Genomic DNA, 21568 nt, shown 5'->3' with positions numbered 1-21568 from the left:
ATGGTTGTATTGTCTTATTTGTGTGCAGGTATCATATCAGAGATGGTATGGATCTCTGCCTGCACATCCGCCTTCAGCCAGTCATTAAAGATTTTCACCTCAGGGCGCATAGCCGCGTGCTGTGGCGTGACGATGTAGTATAACCATGCCAGAGGCCAGCGGACGTTGGGATGAAGCTGGACCAGTTGTCCGTCAGTAAGAAGTTGTTGCACCAGCGCGAGGCGCACAATGGCCACACCCTGACCACTGAGTGCTGCCAGAATCACGGTGGCGGTGGAGTTGATGTGCAGCCCGCTTTCGCGTGCGGCGGGAGCATGGGTAGCATTCAGAACATCATCCCAGGACGGAAAATTGGCACCGTGGTGGGGGGTATCATCATGGATCAGCTTCTGTGTGGCCAACCATTCACCACAGGATATTTTTTCTGTTGGCACGAGGAGCGGGCTGCAGACCAGAACGGCCTCTTCATCCATCAACCTGGTTTTGTTGACTCCTGGCCAGTCACCTTTTCCGCAGCGCACACCCAAATCCGCTTCGCCGTGGGCGACATCCATTAATTTTTCCGTCACGTTCAGGCGTAGTTCGATGTTTTCATGCGCCTGCGAGAAACGGTTGAGACGACTCATCAGCCAGTTCATTACCAGTACCTGAGAGGCGGTGATGATTACCACCGAGCGTGCCCGACGACCGCGCAGTTTATTCAGCCCGGATTCGAGGTTATCCAGTCCTTGGGTAATGTCGCGTAATGCGTCCTGCGCTTCACTAACCAGCGTGAGGCGCTCTTTACCTGAACGGGATCGGTGTAACAGCGGATGGCCCACCCAATCTTCCAGTGCGCGTACCAACTGTCCGACTGCGGCGGGCGTTACGCCCAACTCCTGCGCAGCGCCGGTAAAGCTGCCATGGCGGGCGGTGGCCTCAAAGGCGTGCAGCCATTTTAGTCGATTAAGTAAACGCATCTGGTTCTGTTCCTTCTGATTGGCAGTTCTCAGTATACGCCTGCGAGATAGATTTTCTTTCTGGTGTCGCTATTTCTTCTCATTCGTCATCACCTCTGCCGGGTGGCATCTTTAGCGCATCAAGGAATTTTTGAAACGAGGTTAACGATGAAAGCATTATTTGCCGGACAAAAACTGTTAGTGGTGGGCGGGACCAGTGGGATGGGACTTGAAACTGCGAAACTGATCCTGAAAGAGGGTGGACGTGTGGTGCTGGTCGGTAATCGTGCCGATAAAGCTGAGCAGGCGCGTCAGGCGCTGGCGGCAATGGGTGATGTCGCGGTCATTGCCGCGGATCTGATGTCAGAAGCCGGAATGCACCAGGTGATGGATACGGTGAATACCGAACACCGCGACATCAGCCTGCTGGTCAATGCGGCCGGGGTTTTCTTGCCGAAACCATTTATTGAACATGAGGTTGCGGATTATGATCTGTACATGAGCCTCAACCGCGCAATGTTCTTCATTACCCGGGATGTGGTGCGCAATATGGTGGCGGCAAAGATAAATGGTGCCATTGTGAATATTGGTTCGATGTGGGCAAAACAAGCGATAGCGGCGACGCCCTCTTCGGCCTACTCGATGGCAAAAGCGGGCCTGCATGCCTTAACGAAAAATCTGGCCATTGAACTGGGGGGCTGCGGTATTCGCGTTAATGCCGTTTCTCCAGCGGTGGTACACACGCCTATCTATGAAGGGTTTATTCCGAAAGAGGATGTGCAGGGGGTGATGAGCAGCTTTGATAGCTTCCATCCGACAGGCCGGGTTGGGACGCCAGTTGACGTTGCAGAAACCGTCGCATTCCTGCTTTCTGATAGAGCGGGTTGGGTGACCGGGGCTGTCTGGGATGTGGATGGCGGTGTGATGGCGGGGCGTAATGCCTGACTGAATATCCCCCGTGTGGCGGGGGATTTCATCAAGAGATTAAGGCGCAATCGGCGTCAGATAATCCAGACGCAGCGGCTCGGCCAGCAGATCGTTCATTTGCAGGATAAACGTCTGGAAATGCGGCAGGGCAATATGGTCGTCCAGACCGGCCTGACCCCGCCAGGATTCGCGCACGTAAAACACATCCGGCGTATCGCGCAGTTGAAACAGCGCATACTCTATATTGCCCGGTTCCCGACGCGTGGGCATCAGTAAGGCCTGCAGTGCCTGTTTCAGGGCGTCGGTTTTCCCATGTTTGGCTTTCAGTACCGCAATAATAGAAATCACTTCAGTGTCAGACATATTAAAACCCCTCCAGAACAATTTTGCCTACCGCACGACCGGTTTCAATTTGCGCATGGGCTTTTTGTAAGTTCGCCGCAGAAATAGTGCCCAAATGCTCGCCCAGAGTAGTACGGATCGTCTGACAGTCGATCAGTTGCGCCACGCGGGTCAGTAGCTGGTGCTGGGCAATGATGTCATGGGTTTCGAACATTGAACGGGTAAACATAAATTCCCAATGCAGTGAAATGCTTTTTGCTTTTAGCGGACGAGCATCAAGGAATTCTGGGTCGTCAATCAGTGCCAGTTTGCCCTGTGGGGCCAGGGCGCTAATAATCTGCTGATAGTGCTGTTCGGTATTATTCAGGCTGGCAACGTGTGTGACCTCTTTAACTCCAATTCGTGCCAGCTCTTCGGTCAGTGGTTTACTGTGATCGATCACATGATGCGCACCTGCTTCACGCACCCATTTCTGGCTTTCCGGGCGCGATGCTGTGCCAATAACGGTCATTTTGGTCAGTTTACTCGCCAGTTGAGTCAGGATAGAACCGACGCCACCCGCCGCACCGACGATCAACAATACGTCGCCTTCGTTGCCATTTTCTGCAACACCCAGGCGGTCGAACAGCATTTCCCATGCGGTGATGGCCGTCAACGGCAGGGCGGCGGCAGAGGCGTTATCCAGCGATTGCGGCTTCAGCGCGACAATGCGTTCATCAACCAGCTGAAATTCGCTGTTACTGCCCGCCCGACCCAGCGCGCCGGCATACCAGACTTCGTCGCCCGGTGTGAATAACGTTACGGACTCGCCGACGGATTTCACCACGCCCACCGCATCCCAGCCCAGAACACGCGGGGTATCAGCGCTGAATCCCTCGCGAACTTTGGTATCAACAGGGTTAACGGAAATCGCTTTCACCTCAACCAGCAGGTCATGCCCTTTGGCAATGGGCGTTGGCAGGTCAATCTCTTGTAAATATGCGATGTTACTGCCGTCGGTTGCGGCGTGGGTAATGGCGATGGCTTTCATAATCTCTCCGGTTACAGGATTCTGTTTATCTGTTGAATAATTCGATGGTAAACCGGCATCAGAACGGGAAAAATAGCCTCACGGCGACAGGACTTATACTCGGGGAGTGAAAATGTTCCGGCTTGAAGATCTCACGTTGTTTGTCCGCGCCGCGGCGCTTAACAGTTTTAGTGATGCGGCGCGCGAAGTAGGCGTCCAGCCGGCCCAGGTCAGTTCCGCCATCAAGCGCCTGGAGTCCACGCTGACCATACGCTTGTTTGCGCGCTCCACGCGTAGTCTGCGGTTGACACCGGAAGGCGAGGTCTGGTTGCCCTATGCCCGCCAGATGCTGGACGTGATGCATGCCGGTCTGCAGAAAATTCAGACACCCGAGGATGAGATTTCCGGCACGCTGCAAATTGCGGTGCCGTCCGATCTCGGGCGTAACCTGCTGCTGCCTGTTTTTCAGTCATTTCGTCGTTGCCACCCCGCCCTGCGCCTGCGGGTCTTTTTCTCCGATCAGGTGACTGATGTGTTTAAAGATCCCGTCGATGTCGCGTTTCGTTATGGTAATACCGAGGATGCGTCTTACATCGCACTGCCCGTGGCTCCTGGTAATCGACGCGTGCTGGTGGCTTCTCCGGGGTGGGTTACGCAGCACGGTGAGCCGCAAAAACCAGATGATTTAGCGCCGTTAAATGCCATGACCTTCGTCTTACGCGGGCGACTCCATGACCGCTGGACGTTTACGCGCAACGGTGAGGTCAGCAGTGTGCAGGTCAACAGCACGTTTATGAGCGATGACGCCGAAGTGATCCGTCGTCTGGCGATTGCCGGTGAGGGGATTGCGTATAAGTCGTGGCTGGACGTGAGTGAAGATGTACGTGACGGTCGTTTGCAGTTGCTGATGCCTGATTATCAGGGGGAAAAAGTCCCGCTAAATATGATTTGCCCGCACCGAAAACAGCTTTCAACGGCGGTGCGCCTGCTGCACGACGCCGTGAAGGCGCGGTGTGAAACGCTGGCGCAGAGCTGAAAACGTCTCCGCACCAGCAAACCAGGCCATTTACCTGGCGGTGACTCAGTCTTTTTTGGCTGCGTTAGCAAAGAAAATATCAGACTGAATATCTTTAGTGCGGATAGTGAACAGCTGATTCGCCAGGTCTTCCGTCAGCTTCTCGGCGTCGGCCATGATGCGCAGGTTGAAGTCATTCAGCATTTTATCTGCGGCAGGCTTATCGGTTTTCGCCATCTTCAGATATTCGGCCTCGACCTCTTTTTGCTCCTGTGCAACCTTGTCTTCCCACGCTTTGTAGGCTTTTTTGACGATGGGCGCGAGCTTAGGATAGTCGGTCATGGCCAGCGTCTGTAATTTACGATACTTCCAGTAAATGGACTGGTCGTCCGCTTTATCCGTCCCCATCGTATAGTTGGCCGGATACGCCTTCAGGCCGCTGTAGTAAGGAACAAAGGCGGTAAGATCGGCCATACCGAGGCCAATGTAGGTCGTTTCGCCAATTTCTTTTGGCAGCCACGGGCGGACCTGCATCACGTGCGCCTCGTAGGTGCGGAACACACTGACGGGGCGCCACGGCTCTTTGCCGTTCAGACCGTTGGTGTACGGGTCATGGCTAGTACCTTCATAGTGGCTGCGTAACACCGACTTCACGTCGTCCAGTGTCATCTTCTTCTCTGGCTTCAGGAATACCGGGAACTCGCGGCCTGCGGCCATATCCTGATTGACGGAAGGATTAAACGTTTTCTGGATGGTCCACACGCGGGGGTCGTTATAGGTACGGTCACGTACATCATCGCGCGTATAGACTGTGGAGAAGTTAAATTTGCCGTCTTTGGCCTTATCGTACAGACCTTTTTCGCTGGCGAATTCAATCAGGTTTTTCGACGCCATCATGTTCGGGTCTTGTGGATCGTAATCCTGTAAACGTCCCTGGTTACCGGTGGCAAAATATTGATTATTTGGCAGCCGCTGTGCCATCCACTGGTGACCGCTACCGGTTTCCAGATACCAGATTTCTTTATCATCCACGACGGCAACGCCGAAACCTTCACCTGCGCCGACGGTTTCAACGATATGCCCCAGCAGGGCCACCGCGTCACGCGCGGTTTTGCTCTGTGACAGCAGGATGTCCGGGATATCGTCTTCGGTGATCCCTTTATCTTCAACGTACGGGTCAACGGCCAGCGCCTTCGGTGAAGCAAAAATAGATTCTGTCCCGCTGACGCCAACGCCCAGTTCGTTAAAACCGGTGGCTCCGTGCAGCTGGGTTTTCCAGTTAGGCACTGTAGTGTAACGCAGAGAGTTTTTCGGCAGCGGCCAGGTAAAATCATTCGCACCATTATGTGCTTTGGTGCTGTATACCCCGGTCTGGTTCTGTTTCGCCGGATGAATCAAAAAATGCTGTGCTTTCAGCGCGTCGCTGTCTGCGCTACGGGCCACCAACATTGAGCCGTCCGCCGAGGCTTCATTGCCGACCAGCAGGGTCGTACACGCAAAACCGGATGAAACAACCGCCAGGTTTACTGAAAGTGCAATCAGGCACTTTTTAAAACTAAACATTATGTATCCCTCATAAGTACGCCATAAGTACATCGGAAACACACCGTTTCCTTAATGCGATCACGCCTGTACTGTCAGGCATGGCTCGCCAGAGAGATAAACGCCCCTGCCCACGTTATCTCCGGATATCCATCCGTCGGTTAAAGTCTTCTGGACGCTCTAACCCGTCCATTTCGCTTGATTTTTACGCAGTGGATATCGAGGTATTCAGGATGCTTCCTGATTCGGGGAGAAGAATAGCAATGGCTTATTACTGGATTCAGTGAGCCATGTCGCGTAAGTCAATGATGATAAATGTGAATGTTGGATTTAAATGAAATTACGATATTATCTTTTGCGGCAATACAGTGAGGGAACATTCGACGTTGCAAAAATCCACGCGCCTTTATACTCCTCCATAACCAGGCTCAGGCCTCGCCCGCTCTGGCGATAAAACCCTGGCAATGTGCTGTTAATATCATCTTCATCCGCTGTATCGGCGAAAGTTTTGACCACCAGCGTCGTCTGCAGCACGCGGGCATCGCGCTGTTGGGTGTAGCTAAAATAAATGTTCCTGCTGACGTCCGTGGTGTGATGTCCATACAGCCTGCCGTTAATGGTCGCCAGCTCAATACTGACCAGAATAATCGTGCAGGTTTTTTTCATTGCGCACGCGTCCAGTAATAATGGCTGGTACAAAACGCAGAAGCATCCGTTCGTGCGTCTTTATCCAGATGGCTTTATCCGGTGATTCTTCTTCTTAATTCTCCCCGCATAGCTGTAATGAAAGAATAGTTTCTCTCATGCGCAGGGTGGAGGTCTGTGAAGAACGGGCCAATCGGCGGCTTTATTTTTATTGGCAGAGAAGCCGTAGGCCGGATAAGCGTTAGCGCCATCCGGCAAATAAGGTGGTGGGCTACAAATGTTGTCCCAGATGTTTTGTTGGTACTCGGCTTTGGTGTAAGACTGCCAATACAACAATATTTGTGTCTTGTGCACTATAGTAAATCGTATGGCTAACATAAGGAAAGCTGTAAACATCTTCACCAAAATCATCAATGCGATGTTGCCCCATGCCTGGCATTTCAGCTAATTGGGAGAGAACGACCTGTAATTTCCTAAGATAATCCCTGGACTGTTTAGCGCCCCAATTTCTTGATGTGTAATCACGGATCTCAATAATATCGCGCTGTGCTTCCCCAGTAAGTTTGTAACTCACTTTTTATCCTTTGTGTTGATCCATCAACTCATCAAAAAAAGCATCGCCGTCGACAGTATTGCCCGAATGAATATCGTTTTGAGCACGCTGAATTTTGGCCTTCAGTAACTGAAGCTTCATGGCTTCCATTTGTTCATAGTCTTCAATGGAAACGACGACTGCAACAGGCTTACCGTTACGGTTAATTTGCACAGGCTCTCGCTGCGCTTTAAGTAGCATATCGCCAAACTGGGTTTTGGCTTCATTTGCCGTAAGAGTATGCATATTGTCACCATTTCGTATGAATCGTTCGATTCGTTCATTATAGTCGATATCTTTCTGATGGTCACTATGAGGTGGGGCAAAGGGGATTATGAAAGTAGGCCGGATAAGCGCAAGCGCCATCCGGCACCAAGTGTACCTGTACGTACCGCTTGCAGGTTCAGCCGTGCTTCACTGGAGAGTCGCCAGCGTGCTCTCAATTCTTTCTAACTTCTGATTTGCTTCTTGCAGCTCATCCTGCAGCCGTTGTTCCTGTTCGCCATAGACCATCAGGACGATACAACCGTTCATCACTTTTACGGTAATCTGTTGTCCGGTATCAAACCCAGCCGCGCGTAACCATTTGCCGGAAAGAATGATTTTGGGTGTGGATTTGTCGAAAACATTCGGGCGATATCCCACAATTAACGAACGCTCGGTTCCGGATTGGTCAGTGTCTGGGGTAGAATGCGAATCAGCCATAATCAACTCCTTGATAGTTGGTGAGGTTAGCTCTCGTCAGGTACTGCGAATACCGGGCGAGGGCGTTTATAAGTCAGGTCGGCAGAGAAAAGGTACGTACCTGATTGGTGATATCTTGCACTTGTAGGTACGTACATGTCAATGGCTAAACGAGACCCAAATCAGTCCAAATCCGGAAAAGCCCCGACCTTCCAGATTCGTATTACGCCGGAGTTAAAGGCGCAGTTCGAGGCAGTTGCAAAGGCAGAGGGGATGAGCTTGGGGAATTGGCTCAAAACTTTGGGGAGAAAGGAATTAAAAAGGCTTGGAATTGATGTGAGTGAATGAATTAAGTTATAGGCCCCTACAATTAGGGCCTTAAGATTTTATTCGCCTTTAGTAATTTTTGGATTTATCCAATTCCATTTTATATTTCCAATTTCTTCTTTTTTCTCAATATGTGCATTTAAGAATTCAGACAAACTTTTACTGTTAAATTTTAATAAATCAATTTCTGTTTGGTTTAAAGTAAAGCTAAATATATTTCCCTCAAAGCTAAATCTATCGGGAGATTTAGCTTTGAGCTTAACAATATATTTCCCCTTCTTCCACCAAAAATAATTCTCTCGATAAGTAAGAACATTATGTAATTGAGATGATTTGAGAGCTTCGGCAGCGACATCAGTGGTATTTCTACTGGCTAAAAAGCTAACATGTGAGTTTAATTCATTAATTAATATTGAATCTTGCTCATGATATTTTGGTTCTTGGAATTTTATGAATTTTTCTGTGAGCAAATCTTGAAATAATTTCAATGCAATCGGGGGTTGTTCTTTTGATATGACTTGCTTGTTTCCATTCTGATCACTTATTTCGCTATGAATCTCAGTAATTCCCGCCCATTTCAAAAAGTGCAAATCACCATCGGAATGCCTGATTTCGAGAGATATGTCTTCTAACAAAAGAGATTTCTTTTCCGCCAATACGCCCATTCTAATATTGAGAATTGGCCCAAAAGAAGTGTAACTTATCTCAGCTGTATTATTGAAAAATACTCTAAGCTTTGGCTTTGTTAAGTACTTATAGAATAGATTAATGAGTTGAGGAAGCCATGCAGCCGCGCCAATGTATGCAGCAATCTCGCCAGGAGTCATATACCCTCATCTATGATTTAGAAACTAAAAAATACATATCAAAGTTACAATATTTTCAGTTTTTCCAGAGTGAATCGTTCAATAATGTTACTAAAACCGTGAAAAGTAAAAATAATTAGCGTGATTTTTTGATAAATTTTGGCGGAAGATCACAGGAGTCGAACCTGCCCGGGACCGCTGGCGGCCCCAACTGGATTTGAAGTCCAGCCACCTCACCGGAGATGACGATCTTCCGCGCCTCGATTGCTACATGGAGGCGGGGCGCATTATAGCTACTTCCTTGGGTTTCCACACCCCCTGACTCACTTTTTTAACTTCCGTTTCGCTATAACATGATCGATTTCATATAAATCCCCACAAAATCCATAAGTTACAGTGATGTTTATTTTTTGACGCTACCCCGATCACAGAAAACAAGAATCGTAATTTGATAACGAGATATCGGAATACCCATGTCCCGCGTGATGATTTACAAAAACTGTAACCGGTACCAGTATGCCTGTGTACACCTTATGCCCCGTATCTGACCGACGCAATCAACAGGACGTTAAGGCGAAAGCATTTCAGAACTAAAGGAACAGACGATGAAAATTAGTGACGGAAACTGGATGACCCAGCCAGGTCTGAATGTAATAAACCCCGTTCAGGTGTTCGATGTTGAACAGCAGGGTAATGAGATGGTGGTCTACGTTGCGCCGCGCGACGTGCGTGAGCGAACCTGGCAGTTGGACACCCCGATGTTTACGCTGCGCTTCTTCTCGCCGCAGGAAGGCGTGGTGGGCGTGCGTATGGAGCACTTTCAGGGAGCGCTGGATAACGGCCCGCATTATCCGCTGAACGTGCTGCAGGACGTGAAGGTTGAGATGTGCGATAACGCCGACTTTGCCGAATTGAAGAGCGGTAATTTAAGTGTGCGCGTAACCAAAGGCGAATTCTGGGCCCTCGATTTTTTACGCAACGGGGAGCGCATTACCGGCAGCCAGTTGAAAAATAATGGCTACGTGCAGGATGCTAACAGCGATCGCAACTATATGTTCGAGCGCCTGGATCTGGGCGTCGGCGAAACGGTGTACGGGCTTGGCGAACGCTTTACGTCGCTGGTGCGTAATGGTCAGACGGTCGAGACCTGGAACTGCGATGGCGGCACCAGTACCGAGCAGTCTTACAAGAACATCCCGTTCTATGTCACCAATCGTGGTTACGGCGTGCTGGTGAACCATCCGCAGTGTGTGTCGTTTGAAATTGGCTCCGAGAAGGTGTCAAAGGTGCAGTTCAGCGTGGAAAGCGAGTATCTGGAATACTTCGTGATCGACGGCCCGACCCCGAAAGCGGTGCTGGATCGCTATACCCAGTTTACCGGTCGCCCTGCACTGCCGCCTGCGTGGTCGTTCGGTCTGTGGCTCACCACCTCGTTCACCACCAACTACGATGAAGCGACGGTGAACAGCTTTATCGACGGCATGGCCGAGCGCAATCTGCCGCTGCACGTTTTCCATTTCGACTGCTTCTGGATGAAGGCCTTCCAGTGGTGTGATTTTGAGTGGGACCCGGTGACGTTCCCGGACCCGGAAGGCATGCTCCGTCGCCTGAAGGAGAAAGGCCTGAAGGTCTGCGTGTGGATCAACCCGTACATCGGGCAGAAATCGCCGCTGTTCAACGAACTGAAAGAAAAAGGCTATCTGCTTAAGCGGCCGGACGGCTCAGTGTGGCAGTGGGATAAATGGCAGCCGGGGCTGGCGATTTATGACTTTACCAATCCAGAGGCCTGCGAGTGGTATGCCAACAAGCTGAAAGGCCTGGTAGATATCGGCGTGGACTGCTTCAAGACCGATTTTGGCGAGCGTATCCCGACGGATGTGCAGTGGTTTGACGGCGCTGACCCGCAGAAAATGCACAACCATTATGCGTTCATCTACAACGAACTGGTGTGGAACGTGCTGAAAGAGACCGTGGGGGAAGAAGAGGCGGTGCTGTTCGCCCGTTCTGCTTCCGTGGGCGCGCAGCAGTTTCCGGTGCACTGGGGCGGCGACTGCTACGCCAACTACGAATCAATGGCGGAAAGCTTGCGCGGTGGCTTATCCATCGGCTTGTCCGGCTTTGGCTTCTGGAGTCACGACATCGGCGGCTTCGAGAATACCGCCCCGGCGCACGTCTACAAACGCTGGTGTGCGTTTGGGCTGCTCTCCAGCCACAGTCGTCTGCACGGCAGCAAATCCTACCGCGTACCATGGGCGTACGACGACGAGTCCTGCGATGTGGTGCGTTACTTCACCGAGCAGAAATGCCGCATGATGCCGTATCTGTATCGCGAAGCTGTGCGCGCCAGCGAGTATGGCACGCCGATGATGCGTGCGATGATGCTCGAATTCCCGGACGATCCGGCGTGTGATTACCTTGACCGTCAGTACATGCTGGGCGACAGCGTGATGGTGGCCCCGGTGTTCTCTGAAGCGGGAGATGTGCAGTTCTACCTACCGGAAGGTCGCTGGACGCACCTGTGGCGTAACGACGAGATTGTGGGCAGTCGCTGGCATAAACAGCAGCATGACTTCCTGAGCCTGCCGGTCTACGTGCGTGACAACACCCTGCTGGCGCTGGGCAGCAATAACCAGAAGCCGGATTACGCCTGGCATGAAGGCACTGCGTTCCAGCTGTTCCATCTGGAGGAGGGGCGTGAAGCCGTCTGTGACGTGCCGGCCGCTGACGGCTCGGTAATCTTCACGCTGAGGGTGAAACGTGTGGATAACACCATCACCTTGGCGGGGGAAGGTGAGGCGCGCAACTGGACGCTGTGTCTGCGTAACATCCCGCAGATTGGCGGCGTGAAGGGCGGTTCATCTACAGGGAGCGAGTGGGGTGTGGTGATTACAGCAGAAGGCAATGCGTTGACCATTACCCTGTAAGTGCATGTGAACGTGGTGCCGGATGGCGATGCCGGCACCACGGTGTGCACAACTTTTTGGGCCGGTAGTATTTGCTCTACCGGCGATACCTTACTGCGCAGGCTCGGTCGACATCACTTCGCCGCCCGAAATCTCACCTGCACTCATCGTCTGTGTCACTTGCTGCTTGTCGGCATTCACCGCATGCAGTTGACCGTTCACCGTGGGCTTCAGCGGCGTATCTGCGTGCAGAGTGCCGCTGGCAGTCAGTTGGATGTTACCGTCGCCGGAAATCGGCAGCGCAGGCCATCCCCACTGTTGTAGGATAGTCATTGGCACACCGCGACCGTTCAGGCTGACCTGCGTCTGGCGCTGCGGAAGTTGTGAGATGCTGGCGGTAGCCTCCAGCAACCCTTTCTCGGTATACGCGCTCAGTTCGCTGATATTGATCGTGCTGCTGTTGGCCGTAAGCGTCAGTGAAGGGCGGCGTACGTCGGTACGGTTAAACGTGGCGGCCGCGGCGTTGAGCGTGGTGCTGCCGCTCCAGATCCCCCACTGGTGATTTTGCACCAGTCCGAGGTTGGCGCCGTAACCGTCCAGCGCGGTGAGCTGCCACGGGAAGGCTGGGTCGATATCAATCACCAGATTGCGGCTGGCGCTGAATTTCTTCAACGTCAGGCTGTCGAGCCAGGTGGGCAAGGGCTTCACCCACAGCGGTTTCCAGTTTTCCGGTAGTGTGTATTCCAGCCCGGCAACTGCGGCATCGTCGAGAACAAGCGCTTTGCTATTGCGCAACCAGTTGCCGGAGGTTCTGACCATACCGCCTTCCCAGCGGGTGGTGAACTGGCGCAGCGCAATGCCCTGCGGCGAGAACTCAGCGTTGAGAATAGGATCGAAGAAGTGCAGCGAGCCGTAGATAAACTCGCTGGCGTTCATCGACAACTTACCTTCCTGGGTTTGCCAGTCGTCCTTACTGAAGGTCATGTTGCGCAAGCTGAGATCGAGATCCGTTACCGCCCAGTCAGGGCCTTGTAGACGGGCATCTGTCACCTCAAGACGACCAATTTGCAGCGAGGGAATGGTGGTGAGCGGCGCAAAAAAGTCGGTCAGCGATTTATCGCTTTGCAACCGAATGTCGTTTAGCCGTAGATTTTCCACCACCCAACTGCCGTCGGGGTTTCGCTGCGCCACGCCGGTCAATGCGCCGCGCGCCACATCGGCGCCAATATTGCTTAACGTGACGCGATCGTTATCGATACTGCCTTCAATCAGCACGTTAGTCGTAGGAACATCGTTCAGCGTTAACGAGCTGGCGCTGAGCTGGATCTGCGCTTTACTGCCGAGTATTTTTCCGGCTTCAGGGCTCCAGGGGATCACGCCGCCGTTTACGCGCTGCGCACTGAGGTTCCACTCGCTTCCGGGGCTGTTGAGTGCCATATCCTGTAGCTGCAGGCGATCGGCCTGGAACGGCAGCGGTGCAGTTTGTGGAGAAAGATTCAGCGTACCGTTTTGCAACAGGATGGTGTCGACGTGCAGCGGGTCGGTGATTTGACGACTGCTCAGCCCAATATCAACGTTTTTTGCTACCAGGGTGGCGGGCTGGCCATCCCGACCAAAGGCGACGTTCTCCAGCAGAATGTGGGAGGGCGAAGAAAACCGATGATCGATGGCATCAAACGTCAGGTGGTAGCTGCTGTTCTCTGACACCCAGGCGCTGACATGCTCGGCGCCCCAGCGGGTTTGCAGTAGAAAATAGAGACCGAGGATCGCCACTGCAAGGGCGATCAGCACGTAAAGAAGCAGCTTTCCAATAAATTTCATGGTCTTCCATCCCGCAAAGTACACGTAGTCAAGTTATGCACGATTTACGCGCAATCCTCAAGGCGGGAATGGTGAAAGAGCGTAACAGCGGCGTTGATTCTGAATCAACGCCGCATGTCGCTTACTGTTTCTCTGGCGGGAAAACGAGGTTCAGAACGATAGCGGTAATACCGCCTGCGGCAATCCCTGAGGAGAGCAGGTTTTTCACCCAGTCCGGGGCAAACTGCAGGATCAGCGGCTGCTGGGAGACGCCCAGGCCAACGGCCAGCGACAGTGCAATAATCAGAATAGCGCGGCGATTCAGCGGCTCGCGAGAAACAATGCGCACCCCGGAGGCGGCGATGGTACCGAACATCACCAGCGTAGCGCCGCCGAGAACCGGCTCAGGGATGTGCTGTACAAACCCACTGACCGCCGGGAACAGACCCAGCGCGATCAGCATCAGCGCGACTACAAAGCCAACATAGCGGCTGGCTACGCCAGTCAACTGAATCACCCCGTTGTTCTGCCCGAAGCAGGAGTTCGGAAAGGTATTGAACACGGCGGAAACAAACGAGTTCAGGCCATTTGCCAGAACGCCGCCTTTCAGACGCTTCATGTACAGCGGGCCGGAGACCGGTTGTTCGGAGACATCGGAGGTGGCCGTAATATCGCCGATGGTTTCCAGAGAGGTGATCATAAAGACCAGCATCAGTGGCAGCAGTAAGCTCCAGTCGATGCCCAGGCCATAATATAGCGGCGTTGGTACCATGATGAAGTCCTGGCTCACCGGGGCGGTGTTTTGCGGCAACATGTCCATAAACCAGGCCAGCAGATAGCCTGCGGCCATGGCAATCACCAGTGATGCCACGCGCAGGTACGGGTTACGCTGGCGGTTAAGAAGAATAATGAGCGCCAGTACAACGCCGGCCAGCATCAGATTCTTCGGTGCGCCGAAGGTGTTGTCGCTCATTGCGGCATAGCCGCCACCGATTGACGTCAGGCCTACCTGAATCAGCGACAGGCCGATAATCATCACCACCACACCTGAGACCAGCGGGGTAATAATACGGCGCGCCAGATGCAGTACGCGCGAGATAACCATTTCCGTGCAGCTCGCCAGCATCAGCGTACCGAACAGTGCCGCCATCATGGTCGGGACATCTGCACCGCCGGTTTTCAGCGCCGTGCCTCCCATAATCAGCGGTGCTACAAAGTTAAAGCTGGTGCCCTGAATAGATAACAGCCCTGAGCCAACCGGCCCCCAGGCTTTAATCTGAATGATGGAGGCTACGCCGGATGCGAACAGCGACATACTGATAATGTGTTGAGTATCCTGAGCCGGTAAACCGAGCGCCTGACAGATAAGCAGGGCTGGCGTGATCACCGCGACGAACATCGCCAGCAGGTGCTGGCAGGCGGCAAACAGGGTCTGGGCTAACGGGGGGCGATCTTCAAGACGGTAAATCAGTTCACTGTTGTGAGCCTGCGCAACCGGTTGCGCATTTGTTGGCTCTACGGCGTTAACGGACATCAGAGGCAATCCCATGGTGGAAAAGCGGTGATTTTATCTGACCAGAACAGAAAAGCAAACGTTTGCTAGCAGGTATTCTTAATATTTAAAACCGATGAACTCACCTTTTTATATAACTTTTTGTCATTTTCTGCTTAAAATCCACCCCGAAAACCTAAAAAGACCTAAAAATCGATCTGGAATACATCGTGCGTGATTGTGCTAAACGCACTAATGGAGCTGTCTATGTTTTACCTCGATACGTTATCTACATTGGTTGCGGCAACGCTGGTGTTGCTGCTGGGACGTAAGCTCGTCCAGTCTGTTCCCTTCCTGAAGAAATACACGATACCTGAGCCCGTTGCGGGTGGTTTACTGGTGGCGATCGCACTGCTGGTACTGAAAAAGAGCATGGGCTGGGAAGTTAATTTCGATATGACGCTGCGTGACCCGTTGATGCTGGCGTTCTTTGCCACTATCGGCCTGAACGCCAACATCGCCAGCCTGCGCGCCGGTGGCCGCGTGGTGGGCATTTTTCTGATTGTGGTGGTGGGGTTGCTGTTGATGCAGAACGCCATTGGGATCGGGATGGCGAGCCTGCTGGGTCTTGACCCGTTGATGGGGCTGATTGCCGGTTCGATTACGCTTTCCGGTGGACACGGTACGGGCGCGGCGTGGAGTAAGCTGTTTATTGAGCGCTACGGTTTTACCAATGCCACCGAAGTGGCGATGGCGTGCGCAACATTTGGCCTGGTGCTGGGTGGACTGATTGGCGGCCCGGTCGCGCGCTATCTGGTGAAGCACTCCACTACGCCTGACGGTATGCCGGACGATCAGGCCGTGCCGACTGCGTTTGAAAAACCGGATGTCGGGCGCATCATCACCTCTCTGGTGCTGATTGAAACCATCGCGCTGATCGCTATCTGTCTGACGGTGGGCAAAATCGTTGCGCAATTGCTGGTGGGTACCGTGCTGGAATTGCCGACCTTCGTCTGCGTGCTGTTTGTTGGGGTGATCCTCAGCAATGGCCTGGCGTTAATGGGCTTTTATCGGGTGTTTGAACGCGCGGTTTCCGTGCTGGGCAACGTGAGTCTGTCGCTGTTCCTGGCGATGGCGTTGATGAGCCTGAAGCTGTGGGAACTGGCTTCGCTGGCGCTGCCGATGCTGGCGATTCTGGTGGTGCAGACGATCTTCATGGCGCTGTACGCCATATTTGTCACCTGGCGCATGATGGGCAAGAACTACGATGCCGCTGTGCTGGCAGCCGGGCACTGTGGTTTTGGTCTCGGCGCAACGCCGACGGCGATTGCCAACATGCAGGCGATTACCGAGCGTTTTGGTCCATCGCATACTGCATTTTTAGTCGTGCCGATGGTAGGGGCGTTCTTTATCGACATCGTTAACGCGCTGGTGATTAAGCTGTATTTGTTGTTGCCAATTTTTGCGCAATAAAGGCCGTGCGGCGGTGTGACAACCGCCGCCGCTATTTATCGATTACGCGTTGGAATAGCGTTCGGTTTCCGGCATCCAGCGTTCAATCAGCGCCACCGCCTGTTGTGGGTAACGTTCGTGAATATGACGGGCAATGCGCTGAACTTCCGGAATAATTGCCTGATCGCGTAGTAAATCCGCTACTTTGAATTCCGCCGTCCCCGTCTGTCGTGTCCCCAGTAATTCTCCGGGGCCGCGAATCTCCAAATCCTTTTGCGCAATCACAAATCCGTCGTTACTGTCTCGCAGGACCTGCAGGCGTTTCTGCGCGGTTTTTGACAGCGGTGATTTGTAGAGCAGCACGCAGTGGGAGGCCACCGCGCCACGACCGACGCGGCCGCGTAGCTGATGCAGTTGGGCCAGACCTAAACGTTCCGGGTTTTCGATAATCATCAGGCTGGCGTTGGGGACGTCCACGCCGACTTCTATCACCGTGGTGGCGATCAACAGATGCAGTTCTCCCTGCTTGAAGGCAGCCATCACCGACTGCTTCTCGGCGGGCTTCATGCGTCCGTGCACCAGACCAATATTGAGTTCCGGTAGGGCAATTTTCAGCTCTTCCCACGTGGCTTCTGCCGCCTGGGCTTCTAACAATTCAGACTCTTCAATCAGCGTGCAGACCCAGTAAGCCTGACGTCCTTCATGGGTACAGGCGTTGCGCACGCGATCAATAATATCGCTGCGACGGGTATCCGGGATAGCGACCGTGGTGACCGGCGTACGACCCGGCGGGAGTTCGTCTATCACCGAGGTGTCGAGATCGGCGTAGGCGGTCATTGCCAGAGTACGCGGGATCGGCGTGGCAGTCATGATCAGCTGATGCGGGTGGAAACCCTGCTGCTGACCTTTTTCCCATAGAGCCAGACGTTGATGAACGCCAAAGCGGTGCTGTTCGTCGATAATCACCAGCGCCAGACCATTGAACTGAACCTGCTCCTGAAAAATGGCGTGTGTACCGACAATCATCTGTACCTGCCCGCTGGCAATGGCTTCCTGTTGGGCAAGACGCGCTTTACCTTTCTGCTTACCGGCCAACCAGCCGACTTCAATGCCAAGTGGGGCAAACCAGCTACGGAAGTTATTCGCATGCTGTTCGGCCAGTAGTTCGGTTGGTGCCATCAGCGCTACCTGCTGACCGTGGGCAATAGCCCGTAGGGCAGCGAGCGCGGCGACCAGGGTTTTACCAGATCCGACATCACCCTGTACCAGGCGCATCATCGGGACATCCAGCGCCATGTCGCGTTCGATCTCAGCGGTCACCCGCGCCTGTGCGGCTGTGGGCTTAAAGGGTAACGCGGCCAGCAGCTGGTTTTTCAACGTATCGTTGGCACTCAGTGACTGGGCATGAAAACGCTGCGCCCCGGCGCGCAATGCCAGCATACTGAGGTTATGGGCTAAGAGCTCTTCGAGGATCAGGCGCCGCTGCGCCGGATGTTGTCCGGTTTCTAGATCGCTGAGCTGTAACGATGGCGGTGGACGATGCAGCGTGCGCAGCGCTTCCGGTAGGCTCATCATGCCCTGTAACAGTTCGGGCGGCAGCAGTTCGGCAATGGCGCAGGTATCGAGCAAATCCAGCGCCTGATCGGTAAGTTTGCGCAGCGTAGCCTGCTTAACCCCTTCCGTGGTTGGGTAAACTGGCGTGAGCGTTTCCTGCAGTTCCGGGGTGCTGAGATCGCCCTGTACGCGGTATTCCGGGTGGATCATCTCTGCCCCGTATTTCCCGCGCTTGGCTTCACCGTAGGCCAGCACTCGCCGACCTGTCGCCAGGCTATTTTTCATTGCCGCGCTGAAGTTGAAAAAACGCATCGTCAGGATGCCGGAACCGTCGCTTATCTGGCAGGTCATCATTCGCCGACCACCGAAGGTGACAGTGCAGTTCAGCACTTCTCCTTCTACGGTGGCGTAGACGCCCGGCAAAAGCTCGCCAATTGGGTACAGATGCGTGCGGTCTTCATAACGCAGAGGAAGGTGTAACAGGAGATCCTGTACGGTGTGCAGGCCGATTTTAGCCAGTTTACTGCTTTGCGCTGCGCCAACGCCCGTCAGGGAATTAAGTGGAATGGCATCCAGTAAACGGCCTTTCATCGGATTTATCTCGCTGACTGCATAGTGGCCCACCACGCGGCATCGGCTTCAATTTCGCCCTGCGTATTGACGTGGGGGTAAGGGAGACCTTTGCGCTTTGCGACGTTGGCCAGCACCGGATAACCCCCTTCGAAAAGCAGGCGCTGCTGCTCGTCTTCCGGCAGCATGCTGTTATCTCGCTGGTACATGCCGGCGTTTTGCCGCTGGCGCTGTGCTTCATACAGAATGAGTGCGGAGGCAACCGAGACATTCAATGACTGCACCATGCCGGTCATAGGAATGATGATATCCCGATCCGCAAGGTCTAACGCTTCCTGGGTGATGCCGGTTTTTTCCTGACCCATCAGGATGCAGGTGGGGCGCGTGTAATCAATTTCGCGGAAATCGACAGCCTTATCAGAGAGATGCGTCGCCAGAATCTGCATGCCCTGATTTTTTAAATGGGTGACCGCATCGCCAATAGTCGGGTGGGTCTTGACTTGCACCCAGCTGTTACTGCCTGCGGCAGAAGAGAGCATGGTGCGCATGCGGCTACCCGGCCAGACGGCGTGGACTTCGTGCACACCGACCGCATCTGCGGTACGAACGATCGCAGAAACATTATGAGGTTTATGGACCTGCTCCATGCAGACGGTCAGATCGGACTGACGCCTGGCGAGCATTTCACAAATACGCGCATAACGGTTTGAGTTCATTACACTTCATCCTTCGAACTGCCTCGGCGTTGGCTGCACTCACTTACCCCAGTCACGTACTTCTGTACGCTACTGGGGATTCATTCGCTTGCCGCCTTGATGCAATTCGAATGATTTTGTGTAAGCGCTAATTTCTATTACGTGTGACTTTAATAACGTCCGGCATTACGCGGATTTTGCGCATGATATTCGCCAGATGCACGCGATCGCGAGCGGTCAGGCGGATAAAGGCGCTGTAGACGCGACCGTCTTTTTCTTCCGTATTCAGGCTTTGAATATTGGAAGTCGTGGTGTTGATTGCCGCCGTCAGGTTAGCCAGAGCACCCTGGTGGTTAAACATCTCCACCTTGATTTCGGTGATGAATTCCTGCTCCGTTTCTTTGTCCCATTCTACCGCCATAAACTTCTCTGGCTCTTTCTGGTAACCACGGATGTTACGACAGGATTCATGGTGAATGACCAGACCTTTCCCCGGGCTGACGTGGGCGATAATCGGGTCACCTGGGATGGGACGACAGCATTTCGCGAAGGTGATCAGCACACCATCAGCGCCTTTGATCGGCAGATGGCCGTGGCCGGATTGCGCAGGAACATTCGCAGATGCGTCACCCTGCTGGAGGTTCTTCGCTACCACCACGCTCATGGCATTCCCCAGGCCGATTTCCGCGAGCAGATCGTCAAGCGTGGCGAGCTTCATGCGCTCAAGCTCACGCTGGATGCTCTCCTGCGGGATCTCAGCCAGTTTACGGCTGCCGCCTAAGGCATGGTTAAGCAGACGGCGACCCAGGCTAACGGAATCATCGCGCTTGAGGTTTTTCAACAGCTGGCGAATTTTGGCGCGGGCTTTCGAGCTAACGACAAAGTTGAGCCACGCCGCATTCGGACGCGCGCCCGGAGCGGTAATGATCTCAACAGTTTGGCCGCTGGAAAGCGACTGCGAAAGCGGGTAAGGCTGTCTGTCGACGCGTGCACCGACGCAGGCATGACCGATGTCGGTATGCACGGCATAAGCGAAATCGACAGGTGTTGCACCGGCAGGCAGTTCAACAATGCGCCCTTCCGGTGTGAAAACATAAATCTCATCCGGGAAGAGATCAGATTTGACGCTTTCAATAAATTCAAATGAGCTACCGGCACTCTGCTGCAGTTCCAGCAGGCTTTGCATCCAGCGCTGTGCGCGGATTTGCGCTGTGGTGCTGCTTTCACCGCCGTGCTCTTTATATGCCCAGTGCGCAGCAACCCCCATCTCCGCCATTTGGTCCATGTCTTCAGTACGAATTTGTACTTCAACCGGAACCCCGTGCGGACCGATCATCGAGGTGTGCAAAGACTGATATCCGTTCGCTTTCGGAATGGCGATATAGTCTTTCACGCGACCAGGACGGGGTTTGTACAGGCTGTGCATTTGACCAAGTACGCGATAACAGGTGTCGGCGTCGTGGACGATAACGCGAAACGCGTAGATGTCCATGATCGAGTGAAAACGCTGCTCTTTGAGCACCATTTTGCAGTAGATCGAGTACAGGTGTTTCTCGCGACCGCTTACGCGACACGGAATGCCTGCCTCCTGCAAACGCCCTTCGATTTCCGAGAGGATTTTTTGAATCATCTCTTTGCGGTTGCCGCGTGCGGCTTTAACCACTTCTTTAATCACGCGATAGCGGTTCGGGTACAGCGCTTCAAAACCCAACTCTTCCAGCTCGGTTTTAATGTGATGTATACCTAAACGGTGCGCCAGCGGACTGTAGATTTCGAGGGTTTCGCGGGCAATACGGCGACGTTTGTCCGGGCGTAATGAGCCCAGCGTGCGCATATTGTGGGTACGGTCGGCAAGTTTGATGAGAATGACGCGGATATCCTGCACCATCGCCATAATCATCTTGCGAAAGTTTTCGGCCTGCGCCTCTTTCTTATCGCGAAACTTAAGCTTATCAAGCTTCGATACCCCTTCAACCAGTTCTGCAACGCTTTTACCAAAAAGCTGTTCCATGTCCTGGTAGGTAGCGGGGGTATCTTCAATCACGTCATGCAGCAGCGCAGCCATTAGCGTTTCATAGTCGAGTTTCATCTCGGCCAGAATGCAGGCTACTGCTACCGGGTGCGTGATATAGGGTTCACCGCTTGAACGTGTCTGGCCCTCGTGAGCGTCACGTGCAACGAGATACGCCTGCCGAAGACGCTTAATCTGGTCTTCCGGCAGGTAGTTTTGAATCAGTTGATTCAGGCTTTCAAACAGATACAAGGGCGACCCGCT

Annotated in this window: 18 protein-coding genes, 1 tRNA gene and 1 pseudogene; 5 read left to right on the top strand and 15 right to left on the bottom strand. The window is 53.4% G+C overall.

Annotation, left to right across the window (positions count from 1 at the left end):
* Nucleotides 1-14 precede the first annotated feature (14 nt).
* Nucleotides 15-959, bottom strand: a complete 945-nt coding sequence (locus FDW88_RS10540) for a LysR substrate-binding domain-containing protein (RefSeq protein ID WP_137362523.1) — start codon at nt 957-959, stop codon at nt 15-17.
* A gap of 147 nt (nt 960-1106) precedes the next feature.
* Between FDW88_RS10540 and FDW88_RS10535 the strand changes: the two genes are divergently transcribed.
* Complete coding sequence (locus FDW88_RS10535) at nt 1107-1883, top strand: SDR family NAD(P)-dependent oxidoreductase (RefSeq protein WP_115257139.1); 777 nt, start codon at nt 1107-1109, stop codon at nt 1881-1883.
* A 39-nt stretch (nt 1884-1922) separates the two neighbouring features.
* On the opposite strand, the gene FDW88_RS10530 is transcribed toward FDW88_RS10535, so the two are convergent.
* Nucleotides 1923-2228, bottom strand: coding sequence for a putative quinol monooxygenase (locus FDW88_RS10530; RefSeq protein WP_115257140.1), 306 nt, complete (start codon nt 2226-2228; stop codon nt 1923-1925).
* Nucleotide 2229: 1 nt separating this feature from the next.
* On the bottom strand, nt 2230-3237 hold the full coding sequence (locus tag FDW88_RS10525) for a zinc-binding alcohol dehydrogenase family protein (RefSeq protein ID WP_115257141.1): 1008 nt from the start codon (nt 3235-3237) through the stop codon (nt 2230-2232).
* Nucleotides 3238-3349: 112 nt separating this feature from the next.
* On the opposite strand from FDW88_RS10525, the gene FDW88_RS10520 reads away from it, so the two are divergent.
* Nucleotides 3350-4252 (top strand): LysR family transcriptional regulator, encoded by a 903-nt coding sequence (locus FDW88_RS10520; RefSeq protein WP_137362522.1) that lies wholly within the window; start codon nt 3350-3352, stop codon nt 4250-4252.
* A 45-nt stretch (nt 4253-4297) separates the two neighbouring features.
* On the opposite strand, the gene FDW88_RS10515 is transcribed toward FDW88_RS10520, so the two are convergent.
* From FDW88_RS10515 to FDW88_RS10495, 5 genes and pseudogenes are all read right to left on the bottom strand, one after another.
* Nucleotides 4298-5794 carry a C69 family dipeptidase gene (locus FDW88_RS10515; RefSeq protein WP_137362521.1) on the bottom strand — a complete coding sequence of 499 codons (1497 nt, stop codon included), beginning with the start codon at nt 5792-5794 and terminating at the stop codon, nt 4298-4300.
* A gap of 327 nt (nt 5795-6121) precedes the next feature.
* A pseudogene (locus FDW88_RS10510) lies at nt 6122-6400 on the bottom strand (hypothetical protein); the annotation flags it as partial.
* A 289-nt stretch (nt 6401-6689) separates the two neighbouring features.
* Entirely contained in the window at nt 6690-6992 is a 303-nt protein-coding gene (locus FDW88_RS10505; protein WP_137362519.1) for a type II toxin-antitoxin system RelE/ParE family toxin, read from the bottom strand.
* A gap of 3 nt (nt 6993-6995) precedes the next feature.
* Nucleotides 6996-7256, bottom strand: a complete 261-nt coding sequence (locus FDW88_RS10500; protein WP_117342569.1) for a type II toxin-antitoxin system Phd/YefM family antitoxin — start codon at nt 7254-7256, stop codon at nt 6996-6998.
* A 168-nt stretch (nt 7257-7424) separates the two neighbouring features.
* A complete protein-coding gene (locus tag FDW88_RS10495; protein WP_137362518.1) occupies nt 7425-7715 on the bottom strand; it encodes a SymE family type I addiction module toxin in 291 nt (96 codons plus the stop codon).
* 135 nt (nt 7716-7850) lie between these two features.
* On the opposite strand from FDW88_RS10495, the gene FDW88_RS10490 reads away from it, so the two are divergent.
* Entirely contained in the window at nt 7851-8042 is a 192-nt protein-coding gene (locus FDW88_RS10490) for a toxin-antitoxin system HicB family antitoxin (RefSeq protein WP_137362517.1), read from the top strand.
* Nucleotides 8043-8080: 38 nt separating this feature from the next.
* Here FDW88_RS10490 and FDW88_RS10485 read toward each other — a convergent pair whose 3' ends face one another.
* A complete protein-coding gene (locus FDW88_RS10485; protein WP_137362516.1) occupies nt 8081-8848 on the bottom strand; it encodes a hypothetical protein in 768 nt (255 codons plus the stop codon).
* A 139-nt stretch (nt 8849-8987) separates the two neighbouring features.
* Nucleotides 8988-9082: transfer RNA gene (locus FDW88_RS10480), tRNA-Sec, on the bottom strand.
* 350 nt (nt 9083-9432) lie between these two features.
* Between FDW88_RS10480 and yicI the strand changes: the two genes are divergently transcribed.
* A complete protein-coding gene (gene yicI, locus FDW88_RS10475; RefSeq protein ID WP_137362515.1) occupies nt 9433-11751 on the top strand; it encodes an alpha-xylosidase in 2319 nt (772 codons plus the stop codon).
* 90 nt (nt 11752-11841) lie between these two features.
* On the opposite strand, the gene FDW88_RS10470 is transcribed toward yicI, so the two are convergent.
* Together FDW88_RS10470 and xanP are read right to left on the bottom strand one after the other, a co-directional pair.
* Nucleotides 11842-13551 (bottom strand): AsmA family protein, encoded by a 1710-nt coding sequence (locus FDW88_RS10470; RefSeq protein WP_137362514.1) that lies wholly within the window; start codon nt 13549-13551, stop codon nt 11842-11844.
* 121 nt (nt 13552-13672) lie between these two features.
* Entirely contained in the window at nt 13673-15064 is a 1392-nt protein-coding gene (xanP, locus tag FDW88_RS10465; RefSeq protein ID WP_096759062.1) for a xanthine/proton symporter XanP, read from the bottom strand.
* A gap of 225 nt (nt 15065-15289) precedes the next feature.
* Here xanP and gltS point away from each other — a divergent pair, with 225 nt between their 5' ends.
* The gene (gene gltS, locus FDW88_RS10460; protein WP_096759063.1) at nt 15290-16495 is read left to right on the top strand and encodes a sodium/glutamate symporter; all 1206 of its coding nucleotides are present in this window, start codon (nt 15290-15292) and stop codon (nt 16493-16495) included.
* Between the two features lie 42 nt (nt 16496-16537).
* On the opposite strand, the gene recG is transcribed toward gltS, so the two are convergent.
* The 3 genes from recG to spoT form a co-directional block, all read right to left on the bottom strand.
* On the bottom strand, nt 16538-18619 hold the full coding sequence (recG, locus tag FDW88_RS10455) for an ATP-dependent DNA helicase RecG (RefSeq protein WP_115257159.1): 2082 nt from the start codon (nt 18617-18619) through the stop codon (nt 16538-16540).
* Nucleotides 18620-18624: 5 nt separating this feature from the next.
* On the bottom strand, nt 18625-19314 hold the full coding sequence (gene trmH, locus FDW88_RS10450; RefSeq protein ID WP_135911212.1) for a tRNA (guanosine(18)-2'-O)-methyltransferase TrmH: 690 nt from the start codon (nt 19312-19314) through the stop codon (nt 18625-18627).
* Between the two features lie 127 nt (nt 19315-19441).
* Complete coding sequence (gene spoT, locus FDW88_RS10445) at nt 19442-21556, bottom strand: bifunctional GTP diphosphokinase/guanosine-3',5'-bis pyrophosphate 3'-pyrophosphohydrolase (protein ID WP_096759066.1); 2115 nt, start codon at nt 21554-21556, stop codon at nt 19442-19444.
* Nucleotides 21557-21568 lie beyond the last annotated feature (12 nt).

It is taken from the genome of Citrobacter sp. wls829 (genome assembly GCF_005280825.1).
Classification (GTDB): Bacteria; Pseudomonadota; Gammaproteobacteria; order Enterobacterales; family Enterobacteriaceae; genus Citrobacter; species Citrobacter gillenii.
The sequence above is the reverse complement of the archived record's forward strand: the minus strand, read 5'-3'. Positions and strand labels throughout refer to the sequence as shown.